Raw genomic sequence first — 25,082 nt, forward strand, 5'->3', positions numbered from 1 at the left:
CCTACAGATTCTGTAAAGGATCAACGACTGAGATTTAAAAACCTCTTCAGTGGCTATATTTATAGCGCAAAAAGCAGCGAATCATCGCTGCTTTTTATTATTTGATAACAGTATACGCTATTCGCGTTATTCAGTAATCACTTTAATGCCTGGAATGATAGTTTGGGTTTTCTTACCCTTGTTCTTAAGCCAAACATAGAACACAACTAAAGCGATAGCGAAGAAGCCAATCCATAGGCTCGATTGCAGTGGGTGCTGTGTAAATGTTGCCGCTTGGTAGAACACTGTCGCCACGCCGTAAGCCAAACCGAATGTCCATAGGCCTGCAAATGCCGCCCAGCGTCCACCAAATTCGTTAACTAATGCTCCCATAGCAGCCACACAAGGCGTATATAAGAGAACGAATAGCAGATAAGCAAATGCTGCAGTTACACCAGCAAAGCCAGCTTGTAGCGCGCTAAAGGTTGACGTATCAACTTCTAACTCTTCTGATGCAGACTCTACAGACGACACATCGCCAACAGAAATTGAAAGTGGATCTTCTGGAGCAATACCAAACAAGTTCTCAGGAATAGTAGCTAATGCTTCATTGAAGGTGTCACTCAATGGGGCCAACTCTTCATCACCAGCGCCTCCGTCAGAATATAAGCTGTTCAAGGTACCGACTACTGCTTCTTTAGCGAAGATACCAGTAATGATCCCCACTGTTGCAGGCCAGTTATCTTGCTCAACACCCATAGGTGAAAATAGCGGAGTGACTTTTTGACTCGCAACACTCAATACCGACTCAGAGCTATCTTCATGGCCAAATGAGCCATCAACACCGATAGCGTTAACGAAGTTAAGTAAAGTCACCACGATCACAATGGTTTTACCCGCACCCATAATAAAGCTCTTAGTGCGCTTGCCTGTACGTGCCATAACCGTCTTAAACTTTGGCTTCTCATAACTTGGCAGCTCCATTACAACCGCACTGCTAGAGCCAGGTAGCAATGTTGAACGCAATAGTAGACCCGTACCAATAGCGGCAAAGATACCGATAATATAAAGCAAGAATACTAAGTTTTGGCCTGACTCAGGGAAGAAAGCAGCAGCAAACAATGCATATACTGGCAATCTTGCACCACAAGACATGAATGGTGCCATCATACCTGTAACGATACGCTCACGCTCACTACCAAGAGTACGTGTTGCCATAATCGCTGGTACTGAACAACCAAAACCAACAATCATAGGCACAAACGCTCGACCAGGGAGACCAATACGGCGCATCAAACCATCAACCACAAAGGCTGCTCGCGCCATATAACCTGAGCCTTCAAGCACTGACAAAGCAAGGAATAAAGCAGCAATAACAGGAATAAAGGTTGCGACCGTTTGAATACCTTGTCCAATACCACCAGCGATAATAGTGACTAACCATGCAGGCGAACCAAGGCTTGTCATAAATGCGCCTAAATGATCAACAAACAGCGCACCTGCGGTAATATCGAAGAAGTCGATAAAAGAGCTGCCCACGTTAATACTAAACATGAACATTAAATACATAACGAATAGGAAAACAGGGATCCCCGCAATCGGGTGCAACACCAACTTATCGAGTTTATCGGTGAAGGTTTCGGCATTATCGCTCTGCACTGAGCCAGTAAACACTTGCTCAACGAAATTAAAGCGAGTCGTTGCTACCATTATTTCAACATCTTTGCCTTGGCTAGATAACGCTTGAGAGTATTGCTCAACCTCACTCGCCACTTGGCTATTTTTACACTTGCCACAGCCTAATCCATTTGCAAGCATCGCCAAGGCGCGTCCACGACTTAACTCAGGGTCCTGAGACAGGAGATTCGATACAACAGATTCAATTTCTTTATCATAGTCAAGAACCAATGGTGCTTCTGACACTTTACCGTCAAGTAGCGCAACAAACTGTTGCTTAACTTTTTCAATATCTTTAGGTTCACGCGAACAAACAGCAACGACTGGACAGCCCAACTCTTCGCTCATTTTGGCTATATCGATATGAATGCCACGCTCAATAGCAGCGTCAATCTTGTTTAATACAACCACCATTGGAATACCCAACTCACGTAGCTGTACCGTTAAATAAAGGTGACGTTCAATATTGGTCGCATCGACTAAGTTGATGATACCGTCAATCGGTTGCTCGGCTAGATATTGCTGTGCAATCTGTTCATCTAACGAACAGTCACAGCTATTACCTGCAGGAAGAAGATCGTAAATACCGGGAAGATCCGTTAAGTAAACATCACTACCTTGCAATGCAAACTGTCCTGTTTTTTTCTCAACGGTTACACCAGACCAGTTACCGACTTGCTGATTAGATCCGGTTAATGCGTTAAATAACGTGGACTTACCCGCATTCGGGTTACCAACAGTAACGCAATTAAATTGTTTATCCATTCGCTTTTTCAACCTCTATAATATCTGCCAAATCGCGACGCATGCATAACTTACTGCCGCGGATATCCAACTCAACACCAGATCCCATTGGTGCCCTGCGGATCAATGAGAATCGAGTATTCGGGGTGATCCCCATAGATAGCAGCTTACGCTTTACTACAGCAGGTAGATCTATCTGACCCACTTGAGAAATTCTGGCAATATCGCCTGGACTTAATTCACTTAGCTTCATTCTGCATTCCACCTAATAACAGGGCTCAACTCTCTTTGAAATTGGTAATTATTTTAAAGGACACAAACGCGTAATAACTTTACCTAGATCAACATTTAGAACTGTAAACGATAATAATTTTCAATTGTGTTCGCTATTATGTGACAAAACTCTCAACTAATAAACGCATTAATTAAGAATGGTTATTATTTAACTAACCCAATAATCCCCCCTTTCAATCACAGTCGTGTGATCAAGATCACACATCAATGGCTAACTCCTTAAAAATCAGTCAACTCACCAAATAAACCCCTAGATATGTTATGGAATTGTCACGAATCTGTTCTATTATTTCATGTTAGTAATTTATGGAATTACTAATATTGTTCTGAACGTTTAAACATAATTAAAAATATCGCTTCTAAAAGCGAGTGGAGTGAGATGATGAGCAAGAACATGGGATGGTTCACAGGAGAACTTGTGCGCCTATTATTGCTTGCCTTTATGGTGACGAGTTTTACAACAATGGCAACGCCTTGGGATGACAAAGCGCCTCAGGAGGTTGAAGCAATACTCGATAAAAAGTTTGCTGAAGGTCAATACTCTCCTAAAGGCGCAGATTCCTGTTTAATGTGTCACCGAAAAAGCGAAAAAGTCATGGCGCTGTTTGACGGCGTCCATGGCAGTGATGTTCAAGGCTCACCGATGGCCGACCTTCAATGTGAAGCCTGCCATGGCCCTATGGGCAGACATAACCGAGGCGGTAAAGAGCCAATGATAACCTTCGGTTCAAGCTCCCCCGTTCCCGCTGAAAAACAAAATAGCGTGTGCATGAGTTGCCATAACGATGATCAACGTATCGCTTGGGAAGGCAACCATCACGACAATGCCGATGTAAGCTGTGCAAACTGTCACCAAGTTCATACTGGCCACGACCCAATATCAGATAAAAACAAAGAGGTTGAGGTCTGCACTAGCTGTCACACTCAACAAAAAGCCGACATCAACAAACGTTCAGCTCACCCTCTTAAATGGCAACAGATGGTATGCAGCGACTGCCATAACGCTCATGGAAGTTTGGCCGATGCCAACCTTAAACAAATGAGCATTAACGAAAACTGTTACTCATGTCATGCGGAAAAACGCGGACCTAAACTTTGGGAGCACGCCCCCGTAACCGATAACTGTGCCACCTGCCATAACCCCCACGGCAGTGTTAACGAAGCCATGCTAAATAGTAAGCCTCCGATGCTCTGCCAGCAGTGTCACGCATCGGTTGGCCATACATCTAATGCCGTCTTTGGCGGTAAACCTAATGCCTTTAACGCTGGGCAAAGCTGTATGAACTGCCATTCTCAAGTTCATGGCTCTAATCATCCATCTGGCAAGTTATTACAGCGCTAACAAGGAGTGGCCGTTATGTTTGGAATAGAGAAAAATATCAAAACAGGGCAACAGTTATCTGTGCTAGCGCTAGCGATCAGTGCCAGCATATCCCCAGCGTTAGCCGATGGCTACGGGCTGCAAAATGCTAACAGAGTTAAAGCGGATACCAGTAAGTGGGAATGTAAGCGTTGTACTACTGAAATAGGCTTCAAAGGTACTGTGGGGATAGGTGCGGCGTATAATGATGCTACCGATATTCGCTTTGGGAATGCAACTGGGACTGATACCGATGGTGCTGTAGGACATGTAGAGGCAGATTTAATTAATAAGTCTGAATCTGGCTATGAAACACGCTTCGCAGCTAACAAACTTGGCTATGATGCTGGCAGCGCTGCAATTGAAACGGGCCGACCTGGGCAATATCAGATTGCACTGGGCTACCGCGGATTAGCTAATTATCAAAGTAATTCAGCTCTAAGCCCTTATCTAAACAGTAGCGATAGCCTCACTCTCCCGGCCAATTGGCAGACAGGGGCTGTGACATCACAGATGCCGACTCTACTCGATGATATAAGAGAGGTTGAGCTAAAGACCCAAAGGGACCGTTTCTTACTCGATGCCTTATATAAAGGCAGTTTTTACCAAGCCGATGTTAGTTATCAGCATGAGAAGAGAGAAGGCAAACGCGCATTTTCTGGCAACATCCTGACTAATAGCGCCATGCTTGCCGAGCCCATAGATGACACAACAGATGAACTTGGCGCAAAGATTTACTTCAACGGTAAGGGGTGGTTAGCTGGAGTTGACTCAAGTTTTAGTCAGTATAAAAACGATCATAATTCGATTGTTTGGCAAAATGCCTTTAGCCCAACATTTGGAGCTGCTTACACTGGTCAAAGTGCTGTGTCGCCAGACAATAAAGCCTATCGAATCGGAGCCAATGCCCAGCTCAGTGGCAAAGGCCACCAAGTGCTCATGCATATAGGTGTTGCAAGCTTTACCCAAGATGAGGCCTTCCTCCCTGCAACGATTAATGGTCCAAGCCCCGCCCTGCCAACAGCAGATCTCGATGGTAAGGTCGATACTACTGACATGAAACTGAAGTACTCGGGCAGACTTCTACGGGGCTTAAGCGTAAGAGCGAGTTACGATTATTCAGATAGGGATAACAAGACGGCTCAGAACCCTTTCCCTCAGGTCATAACAGATAGCTACTACTCAGGAACGGCCGTTAACCCCGAGTACGATCGAACTAAGCAACAGGCAAAGCTCAGTGCAAAATATCGATTCAGCCGCGCCGCTTATCTTGATGCAGGCTATCAGTATGACCATAACGATTTTAGTGACTTAGACAGGGACTCCCTAAAACAGAATGGGGTCTTCGCTAAGTTTAACTATAATATTTCACCGTCTTGGTCTGCTTGGCTTAAAGCAGAGTATAAAGATAGAACTGGGAGTCGCTATAAAGCTATAGACTCCACAGCAAGTCTAAGTAACCCATATTTAAGAAAGTCCTACCTCGCAGACAGAGAACGTCAAGAGTACCGCCTCAGTGTTAATTACAATCCGGCATCAGCGTTTTCGGCAAGTGCAAACGCATATGTCAGCAATGATGATTATGACGATACGCTAGTCGGACTCACTGAAGTCGACACCCAAGGCTACGATATATCGGCTAACTATCTATTTAGCGAAAACTTCAGCGTCAACGCTTACCTCAACCAAGATTGGCGTGATAGTGACCAAGCTGGTAGCAGTAACTTTAGTTTACCAAACTGGTACGCCAATACCGATGAAACATCAACCTTAGTCGGCGTTGGTTTCGATTACTTACAGCTTTTAGATAACAAGCTGGATCTGGGTTTGGATTATAGCTATTCAGATGGTCAAAGTAATACCGAAATCACCCAAGGTTTAACTTCACCTTACGGCGATTATTTTGCCGAAACCCACAACATTAATGCATTCGCCAAATATCAACTTGGCGAGAAAATGGCATTACGTTTTGATTGGATATTTGAAAACTATAAAGATTCTGATTGGCTAAACCAGAGGTTAACGGTCGACTCAATCCCCAACGTTTTAACGTTTGGAGACCTTAGCCACAACTATAGTGCCCACTATGTTGGCTTAACATTTAGCTACAGCCTATAACCTTGAGCTACTAACTAAAGCCATGTCAATTAAAAGGAATTCAAGGACATCAATATGAAACGAGTCACTCAATCACTAGTAGTAAAAAGTATTCCTCTTGCGCTAATAGCCCTATTGGCCGGTTGTGGTGGAGACGATGGTAAACCCGGTAACCCTGGCGAACCGGGAGGCCCACCAGCAAGCGAAATTAATAGTCTCAATATCACGGTAAATGAGGTGCTACTGGACTCAGGCGTTGCAACGGTCAATTACCGCATTACTAATGAAGCCGATGAACCCGTAGTCGGTATTCCATCGACAACTTATCTTGCTGCGCAGCTTCTGCCTCAGGGCTATACCAATGCAGGCAATGCCAGTCAATGGCAGTACTTTACATCTGAGTCCTGCTCCAGCAGCTGTGATGGTGAGTTCGTCGATCATAAGAACGGTAAGTACAGCTATACCTTTAGCGGTGCGTTCGATGGTATGAATGACATTAGCTTTATGCCTGGAGCCACTCAGCGTGTAGTGATCAAAGTTGGCGGCGACAGCCTCCCCGACGGAACTGACCTGCCCATCACTAATCAGCATTTTGATTGGCAAGATAATGGCAGCGAACCAGCCTACACCCGCAATCTCATAGAGATGGCTACCTGTAATACCTGCCATAACGACTTAGCTTTTCATGGCAGCAATTATAATGAAGTAGAGACCTGTGTCACCTGCCATAACAGCGATAGGGTTAGCAATCCTGGTAACGTGTTCGCGCCAATGGTTCACACCAAACACCTTACAGGATTTCCAGTTTCACTCGCTGACTGTCAAACTTGTCACGTAGCAGATGAAGCCCTGACAGAGAATATGAACTGGGCACGCGTTCCCACGATGGAAGCCTGTGGCAGCTGCCATACCAATATAGACTTCCCAAGCGGTCAAGGTCACCCGACTCAAGTTGATAACAGTAACTGCGTTGCCTGTCATAACTCCGACTGGACCATGAGTGCACACAGCCAAGAAGACACAGATGAGTTACTTGGACAGTTCAATGTTGAAGTTATCAGTGCCGAACTCGCTGGCAATGCCGTTAACTTCTCCATTCGCTTATCCAATCCCGCAACGAATGAGGTCTACAGCGATAGTGCCGATAAGCTTAACTTTATTAATGATCTACGTGTTTATGCCAACTGGGGGATAAGCGTTGACTATACTACACGCAGTGCTAGATCGATAAAACTGCAAGATAGCACGCCACTATCTGGCAGTAATGGCATCTACCATTATCAAATTACCGGCCTCACTTTAAGTACTGATCCTGCAACAGATAAAGGAACCCTCGCCATTCAAGGTAAACTTTGCAACGATGGAGCAATGTTGAGCGACTGCGAGAGCAGCGACTCAACCACCACCATCAAGTCAAGTCATCAGTTCTTTAGTGCAACGGCCTTAACAGAGATTGGGCGTAGAGTCGTTGTGACCAATGAGACCTGTGGTAGCTGCCATGGTGATCAACAATTAAATTATCACGGTTCACGCAACGATCTTGAGGGTCAATGTCAGCTCTGCCACAACCCTAATATGGTTGCTAATTCAACGGCAGCAAACCCTGCAGCATCGACAGCGGATTATAAGCACCTAGCCCATACGCTGCATGCAGGCTCTAGAGAGAGTTACCCAGACATTAACTATCCAGGCAATATAGGTAATTGCGCCCAGTGTCACACCACTGATGAGGCCGGAGTATTAACAGCAGCCCTACCTCTTAGCAGCGCTGTGCAACCACTTGCCTTTAACGATGGCACCTTTACCAGCCCCGCTTCGGCTATCTGTAGTGCCTGCCATTTAGGTGATTCAGCAGTGGCACACATGACCCAACAAGGCGGTGTATTTAAAGGTACAGAGGCCGATGCCACCGCGGGAACAGAAAGCTGCGCAACGTGCCACGGCCAAGGCGCAGCGGTCGATGTGTTAAAGGTTCACCCTATAAAATAATAAAACGAGTAGGCCTAAACCTATTACTTTAGGCCTAAATTATTCTGTGATGAGAAACGATTTGTAACGTAAAGAAACCAGTTACAAAAATAATTAGTGACAGAACTAATTACAAAATAATGGAACGCAAATTATGGATAAGAAAATTAGACACTTGAAATTAAGTTTAATTGCGCTCACCGCATCGGCTCTGCTTTTTGGCTGTAGCGATGGCAATGATGGTGCCGATGGTAAGGATGGTGTAGTTGGTGTAAATATTGACTCGACCTCTAGCGTACAGGCGCAATTTACCGAAGCCTCGGTAACAGATGGGACAGTTACAGTTAACTTCAACCTAGAAAATGCTAACGGTGTTGCGGTACTCGGCCTAAATAAAGACTATGACTTACGCTTTGGTATTGCTCAACTTGCTAAGGTCAGTGAAACCATCGACGAAGTTGAATACGACCGAGGTTATCAATGGCAGGCGTATATTAATGATCTAAAAGAACCCGGCACTCCACCGGATGACACCAGCGATCTAACCCCTTCCCCGCAGTATCAAGCAAATGTTGAGAAAGCAGGAGATTGTGATGATTGCTTAGTCGATAATGGTGACGGTAGTTATACTTATACCTTCCAGCAAAACATCGCAAATGTCACTGAACCGCTCACTATCACCTATGGTGAAGACAACACCCACAGGGCGACATTAGAGCTTAAACTGCCTCAGGCCACGGCAAATGCACACCATGATTGGCAGCCCTCGACGGGTGCGACTACCGATATTCAAACCCGCAATGTAGTGACTATTGAAACATGCTACACCTGTCACCAACCAGAAAGCCTCGAGCTTCACGGTGGACGACGTATTGCGTTAGCTAACTGTGCAAGTTGCCATACCTCAACCTCGGGCGATCCTGAAAGTGGTAACAGTGTCGATTTCACTTATATGATCCATGCGATCCACAAAGGTCAAGATAGAGAAACCAGCACGCCAGATGGCATGGTGCCAGCCCCTTATAAAATTGTAGGTTTCGGTGGCAGTGTGCATGATTATGGCAAGGTGATGTTCCCACAAAAACCAGCTGCCAACTGTGCTTCATGCCATGTTGAGGGCGAAGGCGCACCAGCTAATGCAGACCTGTTTAAAGCAGAGTTGAGTAACATGGCTTGTGTTGGCTGTCATACTGAAAAGCCATCGCAAAACCATAGCAGCACAAACTGTATGGCATGCCATAACTCAACCGATACTTACCCTGGAACCGGCAGTGCAGAGAAACGTCATGGCGATGTCTTAAAGGCATATGTTGAAGCTGAGGCCATGGGCGTGATGTTCAGCAATATCGGCCTTGATGGTAACGGCAAATTGATGTTTGACGTACAAATTCAAGATAGTAACGGTGAAGCGATTGGTGCTGAGTTTATCGAAACTGGTACCCGTGTCATTGTGGCTTGGGATACGGATAAAGACTTCCCTGCATATAGTGACGCCTCATATAGCCAACGCCGATTTAGGTTATCAGAAGGTAGTTATGACGCGGCTACTAAGACCTTTACTATTACTGGCACAACCTTCGATATGCCAGATGATGCTGATGGCAAGACCTTCGAATTATGGTCTACGGTTGAAGTTTGCTTTAATAACGGAGGTTACGCAGTTGCAGAGATCAAGATGACTGAGTGTTCTGACAGAACACGATCGGTTGCCGTTAAAGAAGCTCCTTATCGCTTTGTTTGGTCAGGTACAGGTGTCGATGACGCCATGCAGGCTGCGATGCGCCGCTCAATCATTGACGCGGCTAAGTGTCAGAGTTGCCACAACCAAGAAAACTATCATTACAACAATGGTTATAACTGTCAGACTTGTCATACATCAGATAAGCCAACAAAAGAGTCTGTAAGAGGCTCTGGCGAATACGATAAGGCGACAAGCTACGCATACAAGGCTCATGAAGCCGATGGCCATTATCTCAAGTATGCAGGCGTTCAGTCAGGCACGGTACTCAAAACTGATTGTTCAACCTGCCATACTGAAGATGGTATTCAGCTTGGTCGAGCATCCGACAGGGTATGGAACTATCCTAACTTAGATACTAAGGAGCAAGCTGGTATTTGGGTGTCTTCAGATGCAGGCGCTTGCCTAAGCTGCCACCAGAAGTACTTGAGTGAGTCTGGCGCAAACCATATCGTTGCGAATGGTGGTATTTTAGATGGTATGAGCGCCGATGATGCTCGTGGACGTGCAGCCGAAGCCTGCGCAACGTGTCACAATCCAGCGCAGTTAATGGAAATTCACGGCAACTAACTCTGAATGCGATAAACCCTCATTAAAAAACAACTAAAAGAGGCTTCGGCCTCTTTTTTATTAGCCGCTCGATAGCTGCTGATGCTGTGCCAGCCCAGTTAATACAACATCGGAATCAATAATCACTAACAGGGTATAAACACTGGCGATAACCTGAGCAACATTTCACCCGAGCAAATGTTGATATTTGGTTAGCACGCTAACCTCTCGAAGCTAAACCGCTTTGATTTAAATCAAGCTAATGCTCAAATTTACGCCACCAATTAAGCTTACTTTAAGTTTCACCCGCTCAAAATTAACACAAACTTAAATCGCGATACGAATCAAAGCCAACATACTAATAAGTAAGCGATTTAACATAAATTAACAGTTCAACCTTGCCGTGACGACCTAGGTCACATTTAACCCTACCACCTCAAAGGCGACTACCTCTTTTGGGTAGGATCGTATTGAGGCTCCCCCTCATGCTTAAGAGGTAAAAACCTCACAGCAATAGAACCTATGCAGGGAATAAAATGATGATGAATTATCGATATAAACTAACTACAGCTGTTAAGTCAGCAATCGGTATTGGTGCACTTTCCATTGCGCTTGTCGGTTGTGGCAATGACGGTAAAGATGGTGAAGACGGCGAAAATGGCAATATCGGTGTCGATATCCAGCAAGCCACTAGCTTGCAAGCCAATATCCTCCACGCCACGATCACTGAAGGTGTTGTCGCGGTTGATTTTAAGCTAGAAAACGCTAACGGTGTGGCAGTGTCAGGCTTAGAGTCATTCGATGACATAAACACCTTAGGCTTTGGTATCGCTAAGCTTGATGCACTGCAAAAGCGCGACATGCATGCAGTAGGACAGCCAGCTACACCTGAACAGTTTAAAGGGGTAAAACCCACCCAATGGACTAGCTACATTAACACCGTAAAAAGCGCCAACTTGGAGCACATTCCTGAAGGGTACAACCATCTTGCAGGCGATCAAATCCAAGCCAATATTGAAACAGGCTGTAAAACAGATTGTATTGAGCGACTAGAGCACGGAACCTACCGCTATACCTTCTCAAAAGCACTTTCAGAATATGAACAGATAGAAGCAGTCAATACAGAGTTTAATCCAGAGCTTACACACCGTGTCACATTAGAGCTTAAGCCAACGAGCACCTTTAGCGCTGCCACTCTTGTTAACACTCACTATGATTTTGTGCCTGCGTTTGATCGTGCAGCTGAAGCAGATGAGACTCGCAATCTCGTTGATCTACAAGAATCATGTATCCGTTGTCACAGTGATGATTACGAGCACGCTTGGGCACCTAAGTTAATGATGCATGGCAGCAAGCGCATTGAAATAGAAAACTGCGTAGTTTGTCATACGACCTACTCAGGCGATCCAGAAACAGGCGCGACAATCGATTTTGGTTCAATGCTTCACCGCATCCATGACGGCACGTACCTAATGGCGGGTTACGGAGGTAGTGTACATGATTACACAAACACGACCTTCCCAACTGATATGGGTAATTGCCAGACCTGCCATATCAATGAAGATCACTCGCCAGCACAAGCAGAGAACTTCCACTTCCATCGCCAAGAAGCCTGTGCATCTTGTCACATGGCCGATTTCAACCCAGTCGATAATGCCGAGTGGCTAACTCCCCCGGGGGAAAGCAAAGATCGCGGTTTTGTTGGTAACTACTTCCACTATTATGCAACACCTGAAATCGATGGTGTAGAAGGTGCAGATGTTCGTGGTGTATTTGAAAACCAGTCTTGCTCAAGCTGCCATGCCGATGATAGTAACCCTCAGGGCGCGGCTATATTCCATATGGCACATACCTATACTCGGGATCAAATCATCTCTGATATTGAGTTAGCGCTGACTAATGCAACACTGATGAGTGAAGCCGAGGGCGAAACGAGTACCATGACATTCACATTAAACCATAAAGGTTTGGAAAGTGTGTTTGCCGACAGCGTGAATAGTGTTTGGTTAACAGCAGCAGGTGAAGTAGATAATGGTTTCACCAGTGAGGTGGCAAACAATCAGTCTCGTAAAGTCTGGGATCTGATATCTAATGCTAACGTGTCAGCTGAGGAATCAGCATTCTCTACCGATTTCACTATTGAGAATATTACTGCCAATGATTTCGGCGTCACGCATTCAGGTATGCTTATGGCCAAAGCAATTGTGTGCACCGATAAAAAGGCTCAGGTACTTACCTCTTGTGAAGTAGCGGCTGGTGACGAAAATAGCATTGAACTGCTAGAGGTCACCTTAGTTGCGCAAGGGACAGAGTTTGGTACAACTGAAAGCCGTCGCCATGCTGCCTCTGAAGCTAAATGTATTAGCTGTCACGAGGGTGAATTCGATATCAAAGCGGTTCACAACCGAAACAGCACGCCATCTGATTCTGGTTGTGGTGCATGTCATTCACCGGTTACAGCAACTAGCTTTACCGATGGTAACTGTGCAAGTTGTCATAACAGCAATATGACTATGTACCTAAATGCAACATCGAAGCATACACCAGGTGATATTCAGCCATTCCGTCAGCTAAATAATACCCTCGATTATCGCAACCTTGTGCATACACTGCATGCTAATAAGCGCACAAAGTCTTATGGTGATAACGATGTCGATGCTATTACATTCCCTAACCACTATGGCGACTGCTCGACATGCCATGATAAAGGCCAGTTGGATATGAATGAGATGCATAGCTTACCGGCAACTATCACCGCAAGAGAAGGTGCGACCGAGCGCGGTGATGCTGTAGAGTTCTCGCCTATAGCAGCGACTTGTGCTAGCTGCCATACCAAAAATAGTAACTCACTAAGAGGCCATGTTGAAAGTAATGGTGGTGTTTTCGGCGCGCCTCTCGGCACTTATGATGGCACAGAAAGCTGTGCGACTTGTCACGCTGAAGGTAAATCTTTCGGAGTAGATAAAGTGCACCCGACTAACTACAAATAAGTGTAAATGCTAGCCGAAAACCACGGCTACAACTTAACTCAAGCAAAAAAGCGAGAAGATTATCTTCTCGCTTTTTTTTGCCCAAGAACTAACGTTCCTATCTATGCACCGCATAAAGAAAAACATCTAAATAAACAGACTAAAACGTGAACATAAAACGAGCAACAACTAGGCAACAATAGACGCTTTTCCTGCGAACAATTCTTAATCGATAATTAAATTAGTCCTAAAAACACACTTTTCTGACTACCCCTAAAGAAATAGTCTGACCTTAATCACATAAAGGGGCTAAAACACCTGCTAAATATCTCCCTCTTAGATAGCCTTAGAGTTGGAAATAAAATTCCACACACTAATTGCAGCTAGTTGAGAATAATTCTCATAAAAGACCTGCAGTTAGTGATGATTAAAAACTATTGCAGGGACATAAAATGATGAACAAATTTAATCTAAGCGCTGCTTCAAAAGCATTGCTTACAGCCGGATTGCTATCACTAGCAGTTACGGGTTGTAGCGGTGATGATGGAAAAAATGGTGAAGATGGTAAGCCAGGTCCAGTTGGCAAGCCTATCGGTGCAGTATCACAAGTAAAAGCTGACATCACTTCAGCAAGTGTGAGTGAAGACGGCTTCCTAACCGTAAACTTCAATCTAGCGGACGCTAACGGCGCAGCAGTATTTGGCTTACAGCAAAATGACATTGGTGCAGTTTCTTTCGGCCGTATGGGTAATGAAGACGAAGTCGGCACTACTGATATTGAAGGTTCACCACGCGAAATCTGGTTGAGCTACTTCAACAAAGATAAAGGTGATGGCCATTACACAGGCTCGTCTTACTTCCAAGGTAAAAACTGCGAAGACTGCCTAACTGACAACGGCGATGGTAGCTACACATTAGTATTAAACAAAGCTGTTGATACTTTAGATAAATATGCGTTTGATGCGGAAGCAACAAGCGGCATCTATTTAGGCGTTAAATCTGCAAACGATGCTGGTTCAACTCTTGTAGATAATAGTTTCTTCTACTGGCAGCCAAGTTCTGATACAGCTCAAGAACAACCAAAAGCTGTTATCGCCAACGAAACATGTCAATCTTGTCACCGTCCTGGTCAAGATGGCGCTTTAGCGATGCACGGTGGCAAACACGTTACTCTTGAATCATGTACTTTCTGTCATGCAGACTACAACACTTACATGAAGCAAGACAAAGATGAAGACGGCAATGCTGTTGGCGAACCATACCAGTTCGATGGTTCAATCAAGGGTATGGCTCACGATATTCACAGCCACTCTTACTACAACGGTATCTACCCACAATCAGCTTCAAATTGCTTAACTTGTCACCAGCCTGATGAAAATCTAGCAATGGCTGACGCTTGGAAAGGCGATATCGATACTGCGACTTGTATGAACTGTCACAACAGCCAATACGCAGTACCAAGCTGGCACTGGGATAGTGAAAACAACCAGATCGCTGATAGCAAGAAAAACTGTGTAAGCTGCCACAACGACCCTGACGGTTACCGTGGTGCAGAGCGTGGTCACTATGCTGAAAACGACAATGCACAAGCTGCTGTAACAAAAGTTACCTTTAACAGCATGAGCTATGATGCCGCATCTAAGACTGTTGTTGCTAACATGACTGTTACTAACGGTGACACCACTGTTACGCTTGCTCAAATTGATCCTAGCCCATACAAGTATGGCGGATACACAAGCGCAATCCTATTCAACGGTGTTGTTAATGATGACTTCGTTGTTAACTACCAAAAAGTAGGTTATGACAAGTTCACTGCCGGCGCTGAAGGCTCAATCGATGTGACCTTTACTGACGCAGACTATAAAGTTGCTGAAGTAATGGAAACTGAAGGTGTTAAAGCCGCACTAAGCAGCCAGCTACACGTTTGTTTTGACGGTAAAGGCGCTGTAGAAGACTGTGAAAAAGCTGAAGACGGCTCAATCCCTAACTCTGGCCCATATGCCGTATCTGATACGTTCTACTTTGCAGTAGATGGCGCTAAAGTTGAAGAGTCACCACGTGTACAGCACGCTGCAATGACAGATTGTCAGCAATGTCACACTACCGACATCAAGCACCGCTTCAGCAACGATATGGACGGCTGTGCAACTTGTCACAACGGTACTCGCGACAAGAAAGGTACAGGCTCATCTAACCTAGCGTATATCGTTCATAGCAAGCACTACTTGTATGACAGCGGCGGAAGCATGTTCTTCAAGAAAGCTGAGTGTCAAGCGTGTCACGGTGAAGATGGTTTCTCACTAAGCAAGATCAAAGGCGACGCAGCTCCTGTTGCATTCGGTAAAGAGAACCTAGGTACTGATGCTGAAGGCAAGACTATTTGGGGTGAGCAGCTTGTTGTCTCTCCACAAACTGCAGCTTGTGTAAGTTGTCACCAAGCGCCATACGCGCTAGATAGCTCTGCAGCTTCACACATCAAGTCTATGGGCGGCATCTTAGTTCAAGAAGGCGCATCTTTGACAACACTAGGTATCCCAGCTTCTGAGTACGAAGCATTAGATGTACAAGAGACTTGTGCGACTTGTCATAAAGACGCTGCACTACTAGACGCTCACTCAAACTGGGGTAAGTAACTACTCGGGTAGTTATATTCACAGTTAACGTGTAATACAAAAAGGGAGGCTTAGCCTCCCTTTTTATTTAGAATATAACTGGAAAACCACTATCAATAACGACTGGAAACTTTTATTACATATATCACGCATATAAGTCCGATATTTTTAACTTTTACAACGTTTCCCCTCTCCCCCTAATACCTCTTTAGAAATAGACAGATCTAGGTCACATCTTGACACCTGTTATGCAGATTTTAGCCCTACATTACGTTAGCCTTTCATTGGGGAATCTTATTTCCAGCATTGACTTAAGCGGCAATTAAAAAATTACAGTCGGCTTTACTAAATTGAGCCACACGCCTAAGACAGTGCCAAACCTATGCAGGGAAAAAATGATGAATACAAACAAATCTAAAATAGCGCTGCTTCTAGCAGCAGGTGCTGTCTCTATGGCCCTAACAGGTTGTGGTGGCGACGATGGTAATGATGGTAACAACGGCAACCCAGGTGGCCCAGCTGCTGATTACATCAACACGCTAAATCTAAAAGTGACTGACGTTACTTATGCCGATGGCGTTCCGACAATCAATGTGTTTGCTACAAACGAAGAAGACCTACCTGTTGTTGGTCTAACTGCGCTTGAAGTAAAAAAAGTGGTACAGCTTATCCCACAAGGCGCTACTGGTGCGGGTAACAGTGCAGAATGGCAATACATTGGTTCACAAAAAGAGTTTGTTGACCAAAAGAATGGTAATTATAGCTTCACTATTCCAGTTGAAGGCTATAACTCTGAGCTAACTCAGCGTTATAACATCATCGCCAGTGCTTCGACACTAGCCGATGGCGAAACAAGCGTACCGCGTACTGAAGTTTCACAAGATTTCTCAGGTGAAGGCTACGAAGCAACATACACAAAAGATGTTGTTTCTACTGCAAGCTGTAACTCATGCCACGCTGAAGGCAAGAAGATTTATCATAGCTACACCTCTTCTGAAACTTGTGCTGCATGTCATACCCAAGAGATGGCTGATAGTAAAGGCAAGCCACAAGTTGCCTACAATCACTTAATCCATAACGTACATAACGATGCAAAAATGTACGGCAGAAACATGGACAAGAGTGCAGAAACCGCTAACGCTATCGTTCAAGACAATTGTACTACCTGCCACGTAGCACCTACTGAAGGTAGCGATGAGTTAAGCGAATGGGGTAACTGGTCTCGCGTTCCAACAATGGAAACTTGTACAAGCTGTCACACTGGCATCGACTTCGTTGCAGGTAAAGGCCACTCACAACAAGCTGACAACTCAAACTGTATCGCTTGTCATAACGCGAGCTGGACTGAAGAGATCCACACTGAAGGCTTCGTTCAAAAGAAAGCGTTTGTCGAGCAGTATGGTATGGAAACAAGTTTAACCGCTGCTGCAACTGACGCTGGTAGCGAAACGACGTTAAGTGTGACCATTACTGATGCAGCTGGTACTGCGATTGATGCGACGACTTTTATTGGCAATATTAAGCAATTAGAAGCCATCACTAACGTTGGCCCTAACTACCCAATCATGGGTTACAACAACAACCCTATCAATGGCGAACATAAAGTTCTTATTAACCTAGTCAAAGATGGTGCGTTATCTGTTGAACCAAAAGTTGAAATTATTGATGGTAAGTTCGTAACAGTAATTAAAGATCTTCCATACGGTGAAGGCGATACTGATACAGCATTTAGCTTTATCGGTCTGTCTCTTTGCAACGATGGTACAACCGCTGTTAAATGCGAAGAGGGTGTATCACACACCAGTATGAAGGCTGCTATGGCTCACGGCACACTATCTGGAGAAGCTGCAAGTGTACGTCATACAGACTCTGTTAACATCAAAGCTTGTGAAAGCTGTCATGGCACTGAGTGGCCTTTAAATAGCCACACTAAGTACCATGCAGGCTTTGTTATGACAGAACAGCTAGGTCGTGAAGTAAACGGTGAAATGGTTGTCGGCGTTGATGGTTGTGTTACTTGTCACACTCCTGATGGTACCTATGCTAGCGGTGCAAACATGGGCTCGATTGAGATGAAAGTACATAAGGTTCATAGCGCTGGTGATTATGCTGCTATTGCAGGCATGACTTGTGACCAGTGTCATAACGACCTAAACCTTGATGCATTCAAGAAGAAAGGCGCTTTGGCAACTGCTGGTGGAGCATATACAACACCTATCGCAGCAACTTGTATGTCTTGCCATACCTATAACGAAGAGTCTCTAAACAAGTTTAAGGCTCACGTTGAAGGTCAAGGCGCAATCGTTAATAGCTTTGATAAGCAAGAAGTAAGCGATGCTGCGCAGCTAGAAACCTGTTTCTTCTGCCACAAGCCAACTGCAGACGATCACACTTCTGTGAAGATGTAATTTGCGCAACTCAAATGGACTCAAGTGTTAACCACCTGAGTCCATGAGTTTTGAAAAAGGGGGAGGCCTCTCCCCCACTTTCTCTTCAAAATTGTGCAAGTTTAGGAAGCTATTATGAAGATCACAAAAAAATTTAAAAACCTACTGCCAGCCTTAATGGCATCGGCTGTACTGTCACTTGGTTTTGCTCAAACGGCTACTGCTTCTAAATGGGACGCCAAGATGACCCCTGATGAAGTTGAAGCCACACTGGATCAGAAGTTTGCCGAAGGTAAGTACTCACCAAAAGGTGCAGACTCTTGCCTAATGTGTCACCGCAAGTCTGAAAAAGTGATGGATCTATTCAAAGGCGTTCACGGTTCAGTTGACTCAAGCAAGAGCCCAATGGCAGGCCTTCAGTGTGAAGCGTGTCACGGCCCTATGGGTAAGCATAACCGCGGCGGTAACGAGCCGATGATCGCTTTTGGCCCAGACTCAACTCTGGCTCCTGAGCTACAAAACAGTGTTTGTATGAGCTGTCATAAAGACGACAAGCGTATGGATTGGAATGGCGGACACCATGACAATGCAGATGTAGCTTGTGCCTCTTGTCACTCAGTACACACAGCTAAAGATCCAGTGCTATCTAAAAACACCGAAATGGAAGTTTGTACTAGCTGTCATACTCAGCAAAAAGCTGACATGAACAAGCGTTCAAGCCATCCAATGAAGTGGGCGCAAATGGTGTGTAGCGATTGTCATAATCCACACGGCACCATGAGCGAAGCCGATCTTGTTAAGCCAAACGTTAATGAAACCTGCTACTCATGCCATGCGGAGAAGCGCGGCCCAAAACTGTGGGAGCATGCACCCGTTACTGAAGACTGCGTGACATGCCACAACCCTCACGGAAGCGTTAACGAAGGCATGCTTAAGACTCGTGCTCCTCAGCTATGTCAACAGTGCCACTCGTCTGCTCACAGCGGTCAAGCACTCTTTGGCAACACAGCTCAAGGTTCTACTGTTGGCGGTAACGCCATGACTGGTGGCCGTAGCTGTCTGAACTGTCACAACCAGATCCATGGTTCAAACCATCCATCTGGCAAGCTACTGCAGCGCTAAGGGAGACGAGAAGATGAAATTCAAATTAAATTTAGTCACGCTCGCTTTGATTACCCATGCTGGCATGCTATCTGGCGCCGCTATCGCGGCTGACGGTTATGGCATTCAAAACGCGAACACTGAAAAAGTAAAATTCGATAAGTGGGTTTGTAAAAACTGTAAAGTCGAAAAAGGCGTATCAGGCACAGTTGGTATTGGTGCTGGTTACAGCGACAGCGATGATATTCGCTCAGCTAACGCCTTTGCTACCGAAGATGGCTTTGCAGGTAAAGTTGACGCCGATGTAAAATACACTGGCGAAAACGGCTACCAAGCAAGTATCGAAGCGGACAACCTCGGCATGGAAAATGGCCGCGCTGAGATTAATGCAGGTAAAGCGGGTCAATATAACTTGAACCTAAACTACCGCCAGATCGCAACCTACAAAACCGATAAGGCAATGAGCCCTTATCAAGGTATTGGTGGCGATGACCTTACCCTACCGGGTGATTGGGTTCACGGTGGCAGTACGCAAGATATGACGAACCTATACTCAAGCCTTAATCCACTTGAGTTGTCGCTTAAGCGTAAACGCGCAGGCTTAGGTTTCGAGTACCAAGGTGAAAGCTTATGGAGTACTTACGTTAACTACCAGCGTGAAGATAAGACTGGTCTGAAGCAAGCATCGGGCAGCTTCTACAACCAATCTATGATGCTTGCTGAACCAGTTGACTACACCACTGATACCCTTGAAGCGGGCGTTCGCCTATCTGGTGACAACTGGTTTACTTCAGTAAACTACAACGGCTCAATCTTCAAGAATGAGTATAGTGAACTGTCTTTTGAAAATGCATTTGCCCCGACCTTTGGCGCACAAACCACTGGCTACATGTCATTGGATCCTGACAACGAAGCACATACTGTTTCTGTACTAGGCCAATATGTTGCTGGTAGAACCGTGATGAATGGTCGAGTCTACTTGGGACAGATGACCCAAGATCAGGACTTCAGCACTTCAGGCTACGGCTATCAAATGCCCGCTGAGTCGCTAGATGGCCGCGTTGACACTCAAGGTGCTACGTTAAAGGTTGTCTCACGTATTAACCGTCAGCTACGTTTAAACGCAAGCTATGATTATAGCGACCGTGATAACAAGACCAACGTTGAAGAGTGGACTCAAATCTCTATAGACTCAACTACAGGTCAAGCTGCTTATAATACGCCATACGACATCACCACCCATAAAGCTAAGCTAGGTGCAGACTATCGTCTAGCACGCGGCCATAAGCTTGAAGGTGGATTCGACTACCGTAAAGATGAGCGTAGCTACCAAGACCGTGAAACAACGGAAGAAAACACTCTTTGGGCCAAGTATCAGCTAAGCGCTTTTGCTAACTGGAACATGTGGATTAAGGGTAGTTACGGTGAGCGTGACGGTTCTCATTACCAAGCGTCTGAGTGGACATCTAGCGAGCAAAACGATCTGCTACGCAAGTACAATCTTGCCGATAGAAAACGTACTCAAGTTGAAGCTCGCGTAACTCACAGCCCAATCGATAGTCTAACACTAGATTTTGGTGCTCGTTACGCCCTTGATGATTATAACGAAACACAGATTGGCCTAACTGAATCGAAAGATCTCAGCTATGACGCCAGTGTTAGTTACCTCATCAATGATGACATGACTGTAACGGCATTCTATAGCCGTCAGAACATCGATTCAGAGCAAGCGGGTAGCACAAACCTTGGCACACCAAACTGGTTTGGTACGGTTGAAGACCAAGTCGATGTGCTCGGTGCAGGCTTTAGCTACAACAACCTTATGGAGCAAAAGCTTCGTCTAGGTGTTGATTACACTTACTCTGACTCAAACAGTAATACCCAAGTCACTCAGGGCATTACTGGCGACTACGGTGATTACTACGCTAAAGTGCATAACGTCAACGTTTACGCCTTATACAAAGCGACAGAGAAAATGGATCTGCGTCTAGACTATAAGATGGAAAACTATAAAGACAACGATGCAGGCAATAATATTGCACCAGATGGCATTTGGAATGTGTTGAGCTTTGGCAGCAATAGCCACGACTATAACGCACACCTAATCATGCTAAGCATGAGCTACCGTCTATAGTAAATAGCTGTAGTACAACTGTGTAATACACAAAAAACCCGCTAAATGCGGGTTTTTTATTGTCTATAATCGGTTTTTATCCTTCTCCGTGTCTTTTGTGGTAAGCCGCTTTGTCTTGGAACTTGGCCTCTCTGCTTTCATAGGGGATTACCATAGATAGCCATTTTTGCCCTGCTACTGTTTAGCGAGTGCAGAAACTATAGAGTTACGAGTCCACCTAAACATCCCAAACAATTAAGTGAGCTTGATCACCGCAAAGATAAAAAAGTCCTAAAAACTACACTCAAATCTGTGATGTTCTTGAACTTATTCCTGCTTTAGGAGATCTTAATATCAATTTTCTTCATCTTAAGAACTTACATGACTCGTTCAACTACAGCTCATAAAACGCTATTAATCTCAGCCTTCCTTGCACCGCTGCCAGCATTTGCCATGCAGTCAGACACCACCAATGTCTTACTACTCGCCATTACGTTAGGCGGCTTTAGCTTATTCAACTTACTGCTAAACGGTTTGTTCTACTTCACAGGCAAATACCACAGTCGTAATTTCGCTAAGATGCACACATTAATAGCAATTATCCCAGCCATTATAGCCCTGTTTATCGCACTTATTTACTTTGACACCCCAGGTGCCATCTCGATGAATATAGGCGTCATTATCGTCAGTATTGGACTGAGCTTACTGCCACTTCAACTGAACCTGTCCGCGACTAAAGCGCCGGGTAAACACAGCGCGCTGATAATCGCACTGGCCGCTATCGCCCTATTAATCGCTGCTTATTACATCGCACCTATTGCTATTTTTGCTATCGCCTGCGCTCATGTTGCCTTGATTAGCCAAGCCGATATAAAAGTGAAGTTCTTAAGCCTATCGGCACTTGCTATAGGCTACGGTTACTTAGGCTACTGGGCTTATCAAATTTTACAGTACAGCTAACGCTCTACAGCAATATTAAACGGATAGCCGATGCCTAATGTAAACAGTTTCACCGCCCTCAAAGCTGAGATTAAGCAATGCCAGATCTGCTCTGAATTTCTCCCTCTTGGGGCCAAACCCATTGTTCAATTAGGCAAACAGGCAAAGATTCTGATAGCTGGCCAAGCGCCTGGGCAAAAAACACATCACAAGGGTCGCCCTTTCGATGACGCCAGTGGCGAGCGGCTGAGAACTTGGCTTGGGGTAACTCGCGAACAGTTCTATGCTCCTGAACTGTTTGCCATAGTCCCCATGGGATTTTGTTACCCAGGCAGTTACACCAGTGCCGATAGGCAGAGCGGCGACAAGCCCCCTCGCCCTGAATGTGCTAAAAGGTGGCGCCAAGAGGTGCTTGATCAACTTGAACATATAGAACTGACACTTTTAGTCGGAAAGTATGCCATCGAGTGGCACCTCAAGCAGAAACTTAGTGTCACGCAATCTGTGGCAAACTGGCAGGAGTTATGGCCAAGTACCTTAGTGATGCCTCACCCAAGCCCAAGAAACAACATCTGGCTTAAGCGTCACCCTGAGTTTGAACAGCAGATAATCCCCCAACTACAAAAGCGTGTTATGTCTTTAATAAACTCGGCATAAACGACTCGCAAAATATGTATCAAGCTCACAGTTAGCTTAAAAAGTAATGCCACACCTCTTCACTTTGAGGCACTGTACTGAAGCTTAATAAAAAGCACCATAGTTAAAGCAGTCTCTATCATCTGTCTTAGTCGTTTCTTAGTCGTTAGTGAGGATAAAGTGTATTTTCTAGATGGTTATTTGGCACGGCAAATAGTAAAGCGCACCATGAAGATCATTGGTCATAATATCAATGTGATGAATAATCATGGGGTGATCTTAGGCTCAGGTGAACCTCACCGTATCGGCGCTGTTCACGAAGGTGCATTGTTAGCTATTAGCCAAAAACGTACAGTAGAGATCAGCACTCACAGCACAGGTACGCTGCAAGGAGTAAAGCCTGGAATCAACCTGCCACTGCATTATAAAGGCAAGATAATCGGTGTTATCGGCATCACTGGTGAGCCTGAAAAGCTACGTAGCTACGGTGAACTCTTAAAGATGACTGCCGAAATTATCGTTGAGCAAGCCAACACCCTAGAGCAAGCTCAATGGCGGTACCGCCAAAAGGAGGAACTGATCATTGAGTTAATTAGATCTGAGGGGCCATTCACTGTCCACCAGCGAAATTGGGCCGCCCAGTTGGAGATAGACCTTAATTTGCCAAGAGTTGTCGCAGTGATAAAGGTGCAAGCTAACGAAGAGGAAACCGCTGCTAACTCGATGTTAAAACAGGTCATGCACCTGCTAGAAACTCCCTCTAGGGGCAACTTGGTTGCTATGAGCTCGATGACCGAGCTGGTTATTTTAAAACCTGCATTCTTAGATGGTAAAACCTGGGATCCTAGCCTTGAAAGTGAGCGCATCGATCAGCTACTTACAAGATTACCTAAAGAGTTTGTCTGCCGCCTAAAGATCTCTCTAGGGCATTATTTCCCAGCCGCCGAAGATCTCAACCGCTCCTATCAAACTGCGTTGGAAACTCTGGCTATTGGCCAACAGATGCGGCCTGAGCAGAGTAAGTACCTTTACGAAGATTATTCCCTGTTAGTGTTACTATCTGCGTTAAAAGATAGCTGGCGTGGTAAGGAGTTGCTCTGTCCCTATCAGGCTCTTCTTAGCGCCGATAAAAATGGCCAGTTAGTCAAAACACTAACCGCTTACCTGCAACACTTTGGCGACCTACAACAATGTGCTAATGTACTTTTTATTCACCGAAATACGCTACGCTATCGGCTCGATAGGATCCAGCAGATCACCGGCGCAAACCTCAATCAACTCGATGGGTTACTGCAGCTGTATATTGGCCAGGTGATGCTAAAACAGCCTTAGACAAAAGGGGGCATAATGACCTTAACCTCAACAGGTAAACGCGGCTTTACTCTAATCGAAATGGTCGTAGTGATAATAGTGCTTGGGGTCATAGCGATTGTTGCCTTACCAAAGTTTGTCGACCTTAAAACTGATAGTAAGATCGCGACCTTAGACGGTATTGCTGGTGCCATGGCTAGCGGCTTAGATTTAGTTCACAGCAAAGCTGTTATTAAAGGGCAAGCAAAGGGCGCAGGCAATATTGTCCATGCAGGGGTCACCATTCCACTTTATAACGGCTACCCCGCCGTTGATGGTACAGACAGTTTCGATGAGCTTAACCGCCAAGTGAGGGCATGGCTCGATATCGACTCAGTTTCACTCACAACGATTCAACAAGACCCAAATGCAGCCCCTTTCTTTATCGATAAGTCCACGGCAAATAACCACATATATATCTTTTTCTCTGAAGACCTGAGCGATAAAAGCGTCAGCTTCAATTGCCATATTCGTTACGAAAATGCCATAAACGCCACTGAGCCTGTCATTACTGTCAAGCACAGTGACTGTTAGGGCATTAATACCTGCACTTATATCATACCAATGGC

At 45.2% G+C, this 25,082-nt stretch carries 15 protein-coding genes; 13 read left to right on the forward strand and 2 right to left on the reverse strand.

Features of this window, described 5'->3' with window-relative positions:
- Nucleotides 1–126 precede the first annotated feature (126 nt).
- The gene (gene feoB / locus K5Q92_RS06450; protein WP_220768204.1) at nt 127–2,421 is read right to left on the reverse strand and encodes a Fe(2+) transporter permease subunit FeoB; all 2,295 of its coding nucleotides are present in this window, start codon (nt 2,419–2,421) and stop codon (nt 127–129) included.
- Entirely contained in the window at nt 2,414–2,653 is a 240-nt protein-coding gene (locus tag K5Q92_RS06455; protein ID WP_202721535.1) for a FeoA family protein, read from the reverse strand. Before K5Q92_RS06455 ends, feoB begins: the two co-directional genes overlap by 8 nt.
- A 483-nt stretch (nt 2,654–3,136) precedes the next feature.
- Here K5Q92_RS06455 and K5Q92_RS06460 point away from each other — a divergent pair, with 483 nt between their 5' ends.
- The 13 genes from K5Q92_RS06460 (at nt 3,137) to K5Q92_RS06520 (ending at nt 25,047) form a co-directional block, all read left to right on the forward strand.
- Nucleotides 3,137–4,036, forward strand: a complete 900-nt coding sequence (locus tag K5Q92_RS06460; protein ID WP_259649512.1) for a DmsE family decaheme c-type cytochrome — start codon at nt 3,137–3,139, stop codon at nt 4,034–4,036.
- Nucleotides 4,037–4,051: 15 nt separating this feature from the next.
- Complete coding sequence (locus tag K5Q92_RS06465; RefSeq protein ID WP_220768205.1) at nt 4,052–6,172, forward strand: MtrB/PioB family decaheme-associated outer membrane protein; 2,121 nt, start codon at nt 4,052–4,054, stop codon at nt 6,170–6,172.
- A 54-nt stretch (nt 6,173–6,226) separates the two neighbouring features.
- Entirely contained in the window at nt 6,227–8,140 is a 1,914-nt protein-coding gene (locus K5Q92_RS06470; RefSeq protein WP_220768206.1) for an OmcA/MtrC family decaheme c-type cytochrome, read from the forward strand.
- Nucleotides 8,141–8,273: 133 nt separating this feature from the next.
- Nucleotides 8,274–10,427 carry an OmcA/MtrC family decaheme c-type cytochrome gene (locus K5Q92_RS06475; protein WP_220768207.1) on the forward strand — a complete coding sequence of 718 codons (2,154 nt, stop codon included), beginning with the start codon at nt 8,274–8,276 and terminating at the stop codon, nt 10,425–10,427.
- Between the two features lie 515 nt (nt 10,428–10,942).
- Nucleotides 10,943–13,396, forward strand: a complete 2,454-nt coding sequence (locus K5Q92_RS06480; RefSeq protein ID WP_220768208.1) for an OmcA/MtrC family decaheme c-type cytochrome — start codon at nt 10,943–10,945, stop codon at nt 13,394–13,396.
- Nucleotides 13,397–13,827: 431 nt separating this feature from the next.
- Nucleotides 13,828–16,008: an OmcA/MtrC family decaheme c-type cytochrome gene (locus tag K5Q92_RS06485; RefSeq protein WP_220768209.1), complete on the forward strand. Its 2,181-nt coding sequence runs from the start codon at nt 13,828–13,830 to the stop codon at nt 16,006–16,008.
- 374 nt (nt 16,009–16,382) lie between these two features.
- Nucleotides 16,383–18,395, forward strand: a complete 2,013-nt coding sequence (locus K5Q92_RS06490; protein ID WP_220768210.1) for an OmcA/MtrC family decaheme c-type cytochrome — start codon at nt 16,383–16,385, stop codon at nt 18,393–18,395.
- 114 nt (nt 18,396–18,509) lie between these two features.
- Complete coding sequence (locus K5Q92_RS06495; RefSeq protein WP_220768211.1) at nt 18,510–19,496, forward strand: DmsE family decaheme c-type cytochrome; 987 nt, start codon at nt 18,510–18,512, stop codon at nt 19,494–19,496.
- A gap of 13 nt (nt 19,497–19,509) precedes the next feature.
- Nucleotides 19,510–21,609, forward strand: coding sequence for an MtrB/PioB family decaheme-associated outer membrane protein (locus K5Q92_RS06500; RefSeq protein ID WP_220768212.1), 2,100 nt, complete (start codon nt 19,510–19,512; stop codon nt 21,607–21,609).
- A gap of 360 nt (nt 21,610–21,969) precedes the next feature.
- On the forward strand, nt 21,970–22,548 hold the full coding sequence (locus K5Q92_RS06505) for a hypothetical protein (RefSeq protein WP_220768213.1): 579 nt from the start codon (nt 21,970–21,972) through the stop codon (nt 22,546–22,548).
- A gap of 30 nt (nt 22,549–22,578) precedes the next feature.
- Nucleotides 22,579–23,184, forward strand: a complete 606-nt coding sequence (locus tag K5Q92_RS06510; RefSeq protein WP_220768214.1) for a uracil-DNA glycosylase family protein — start codon at nt 22,579–22,581, stop codon at nt 23,182–23,184.
- A gap of 159 nt (nt 23,185–23,343) precedes the next feature.
- The gene (locus tag K5Q92_RS06515) at nt 23,344–24,495 is read left to right on the forward strand and encodes a sugar diacid recognition domain-containing protein (protein ID WP_220768215.1); all 1,152 of its coding nucleotides are present in this window, start codon (nt 23,344–23,346) and stop codon (nt 24,493–24,495) included.
- Nucleotides 24,496–24,510: 15 nt separating this feature from the next.
- Nucleotides 24,511–25,047, forward strand: coding sequence for a prepilin-type N-terminal cleavage/methylation domain-containing protein (locus tag K5Q92_RS06520; protein ID WP_220768216.1), 537 nt, complete (start codon nt 24,511–24,513; stop codon nt 25,045–25,047).
- The last annotated feature ends 35 nt before the right edge of the window (nt 25,048–25,082 follow it).

Source organism: Shewanella sp. MBTL60-007, from assembly GCF_019654915.1.
Classification (GTDB): Bacteria; Pseudomonadota; Gammaproteobacteria; order Enterobacterales; family Shewanellaceae; genus Shewanella.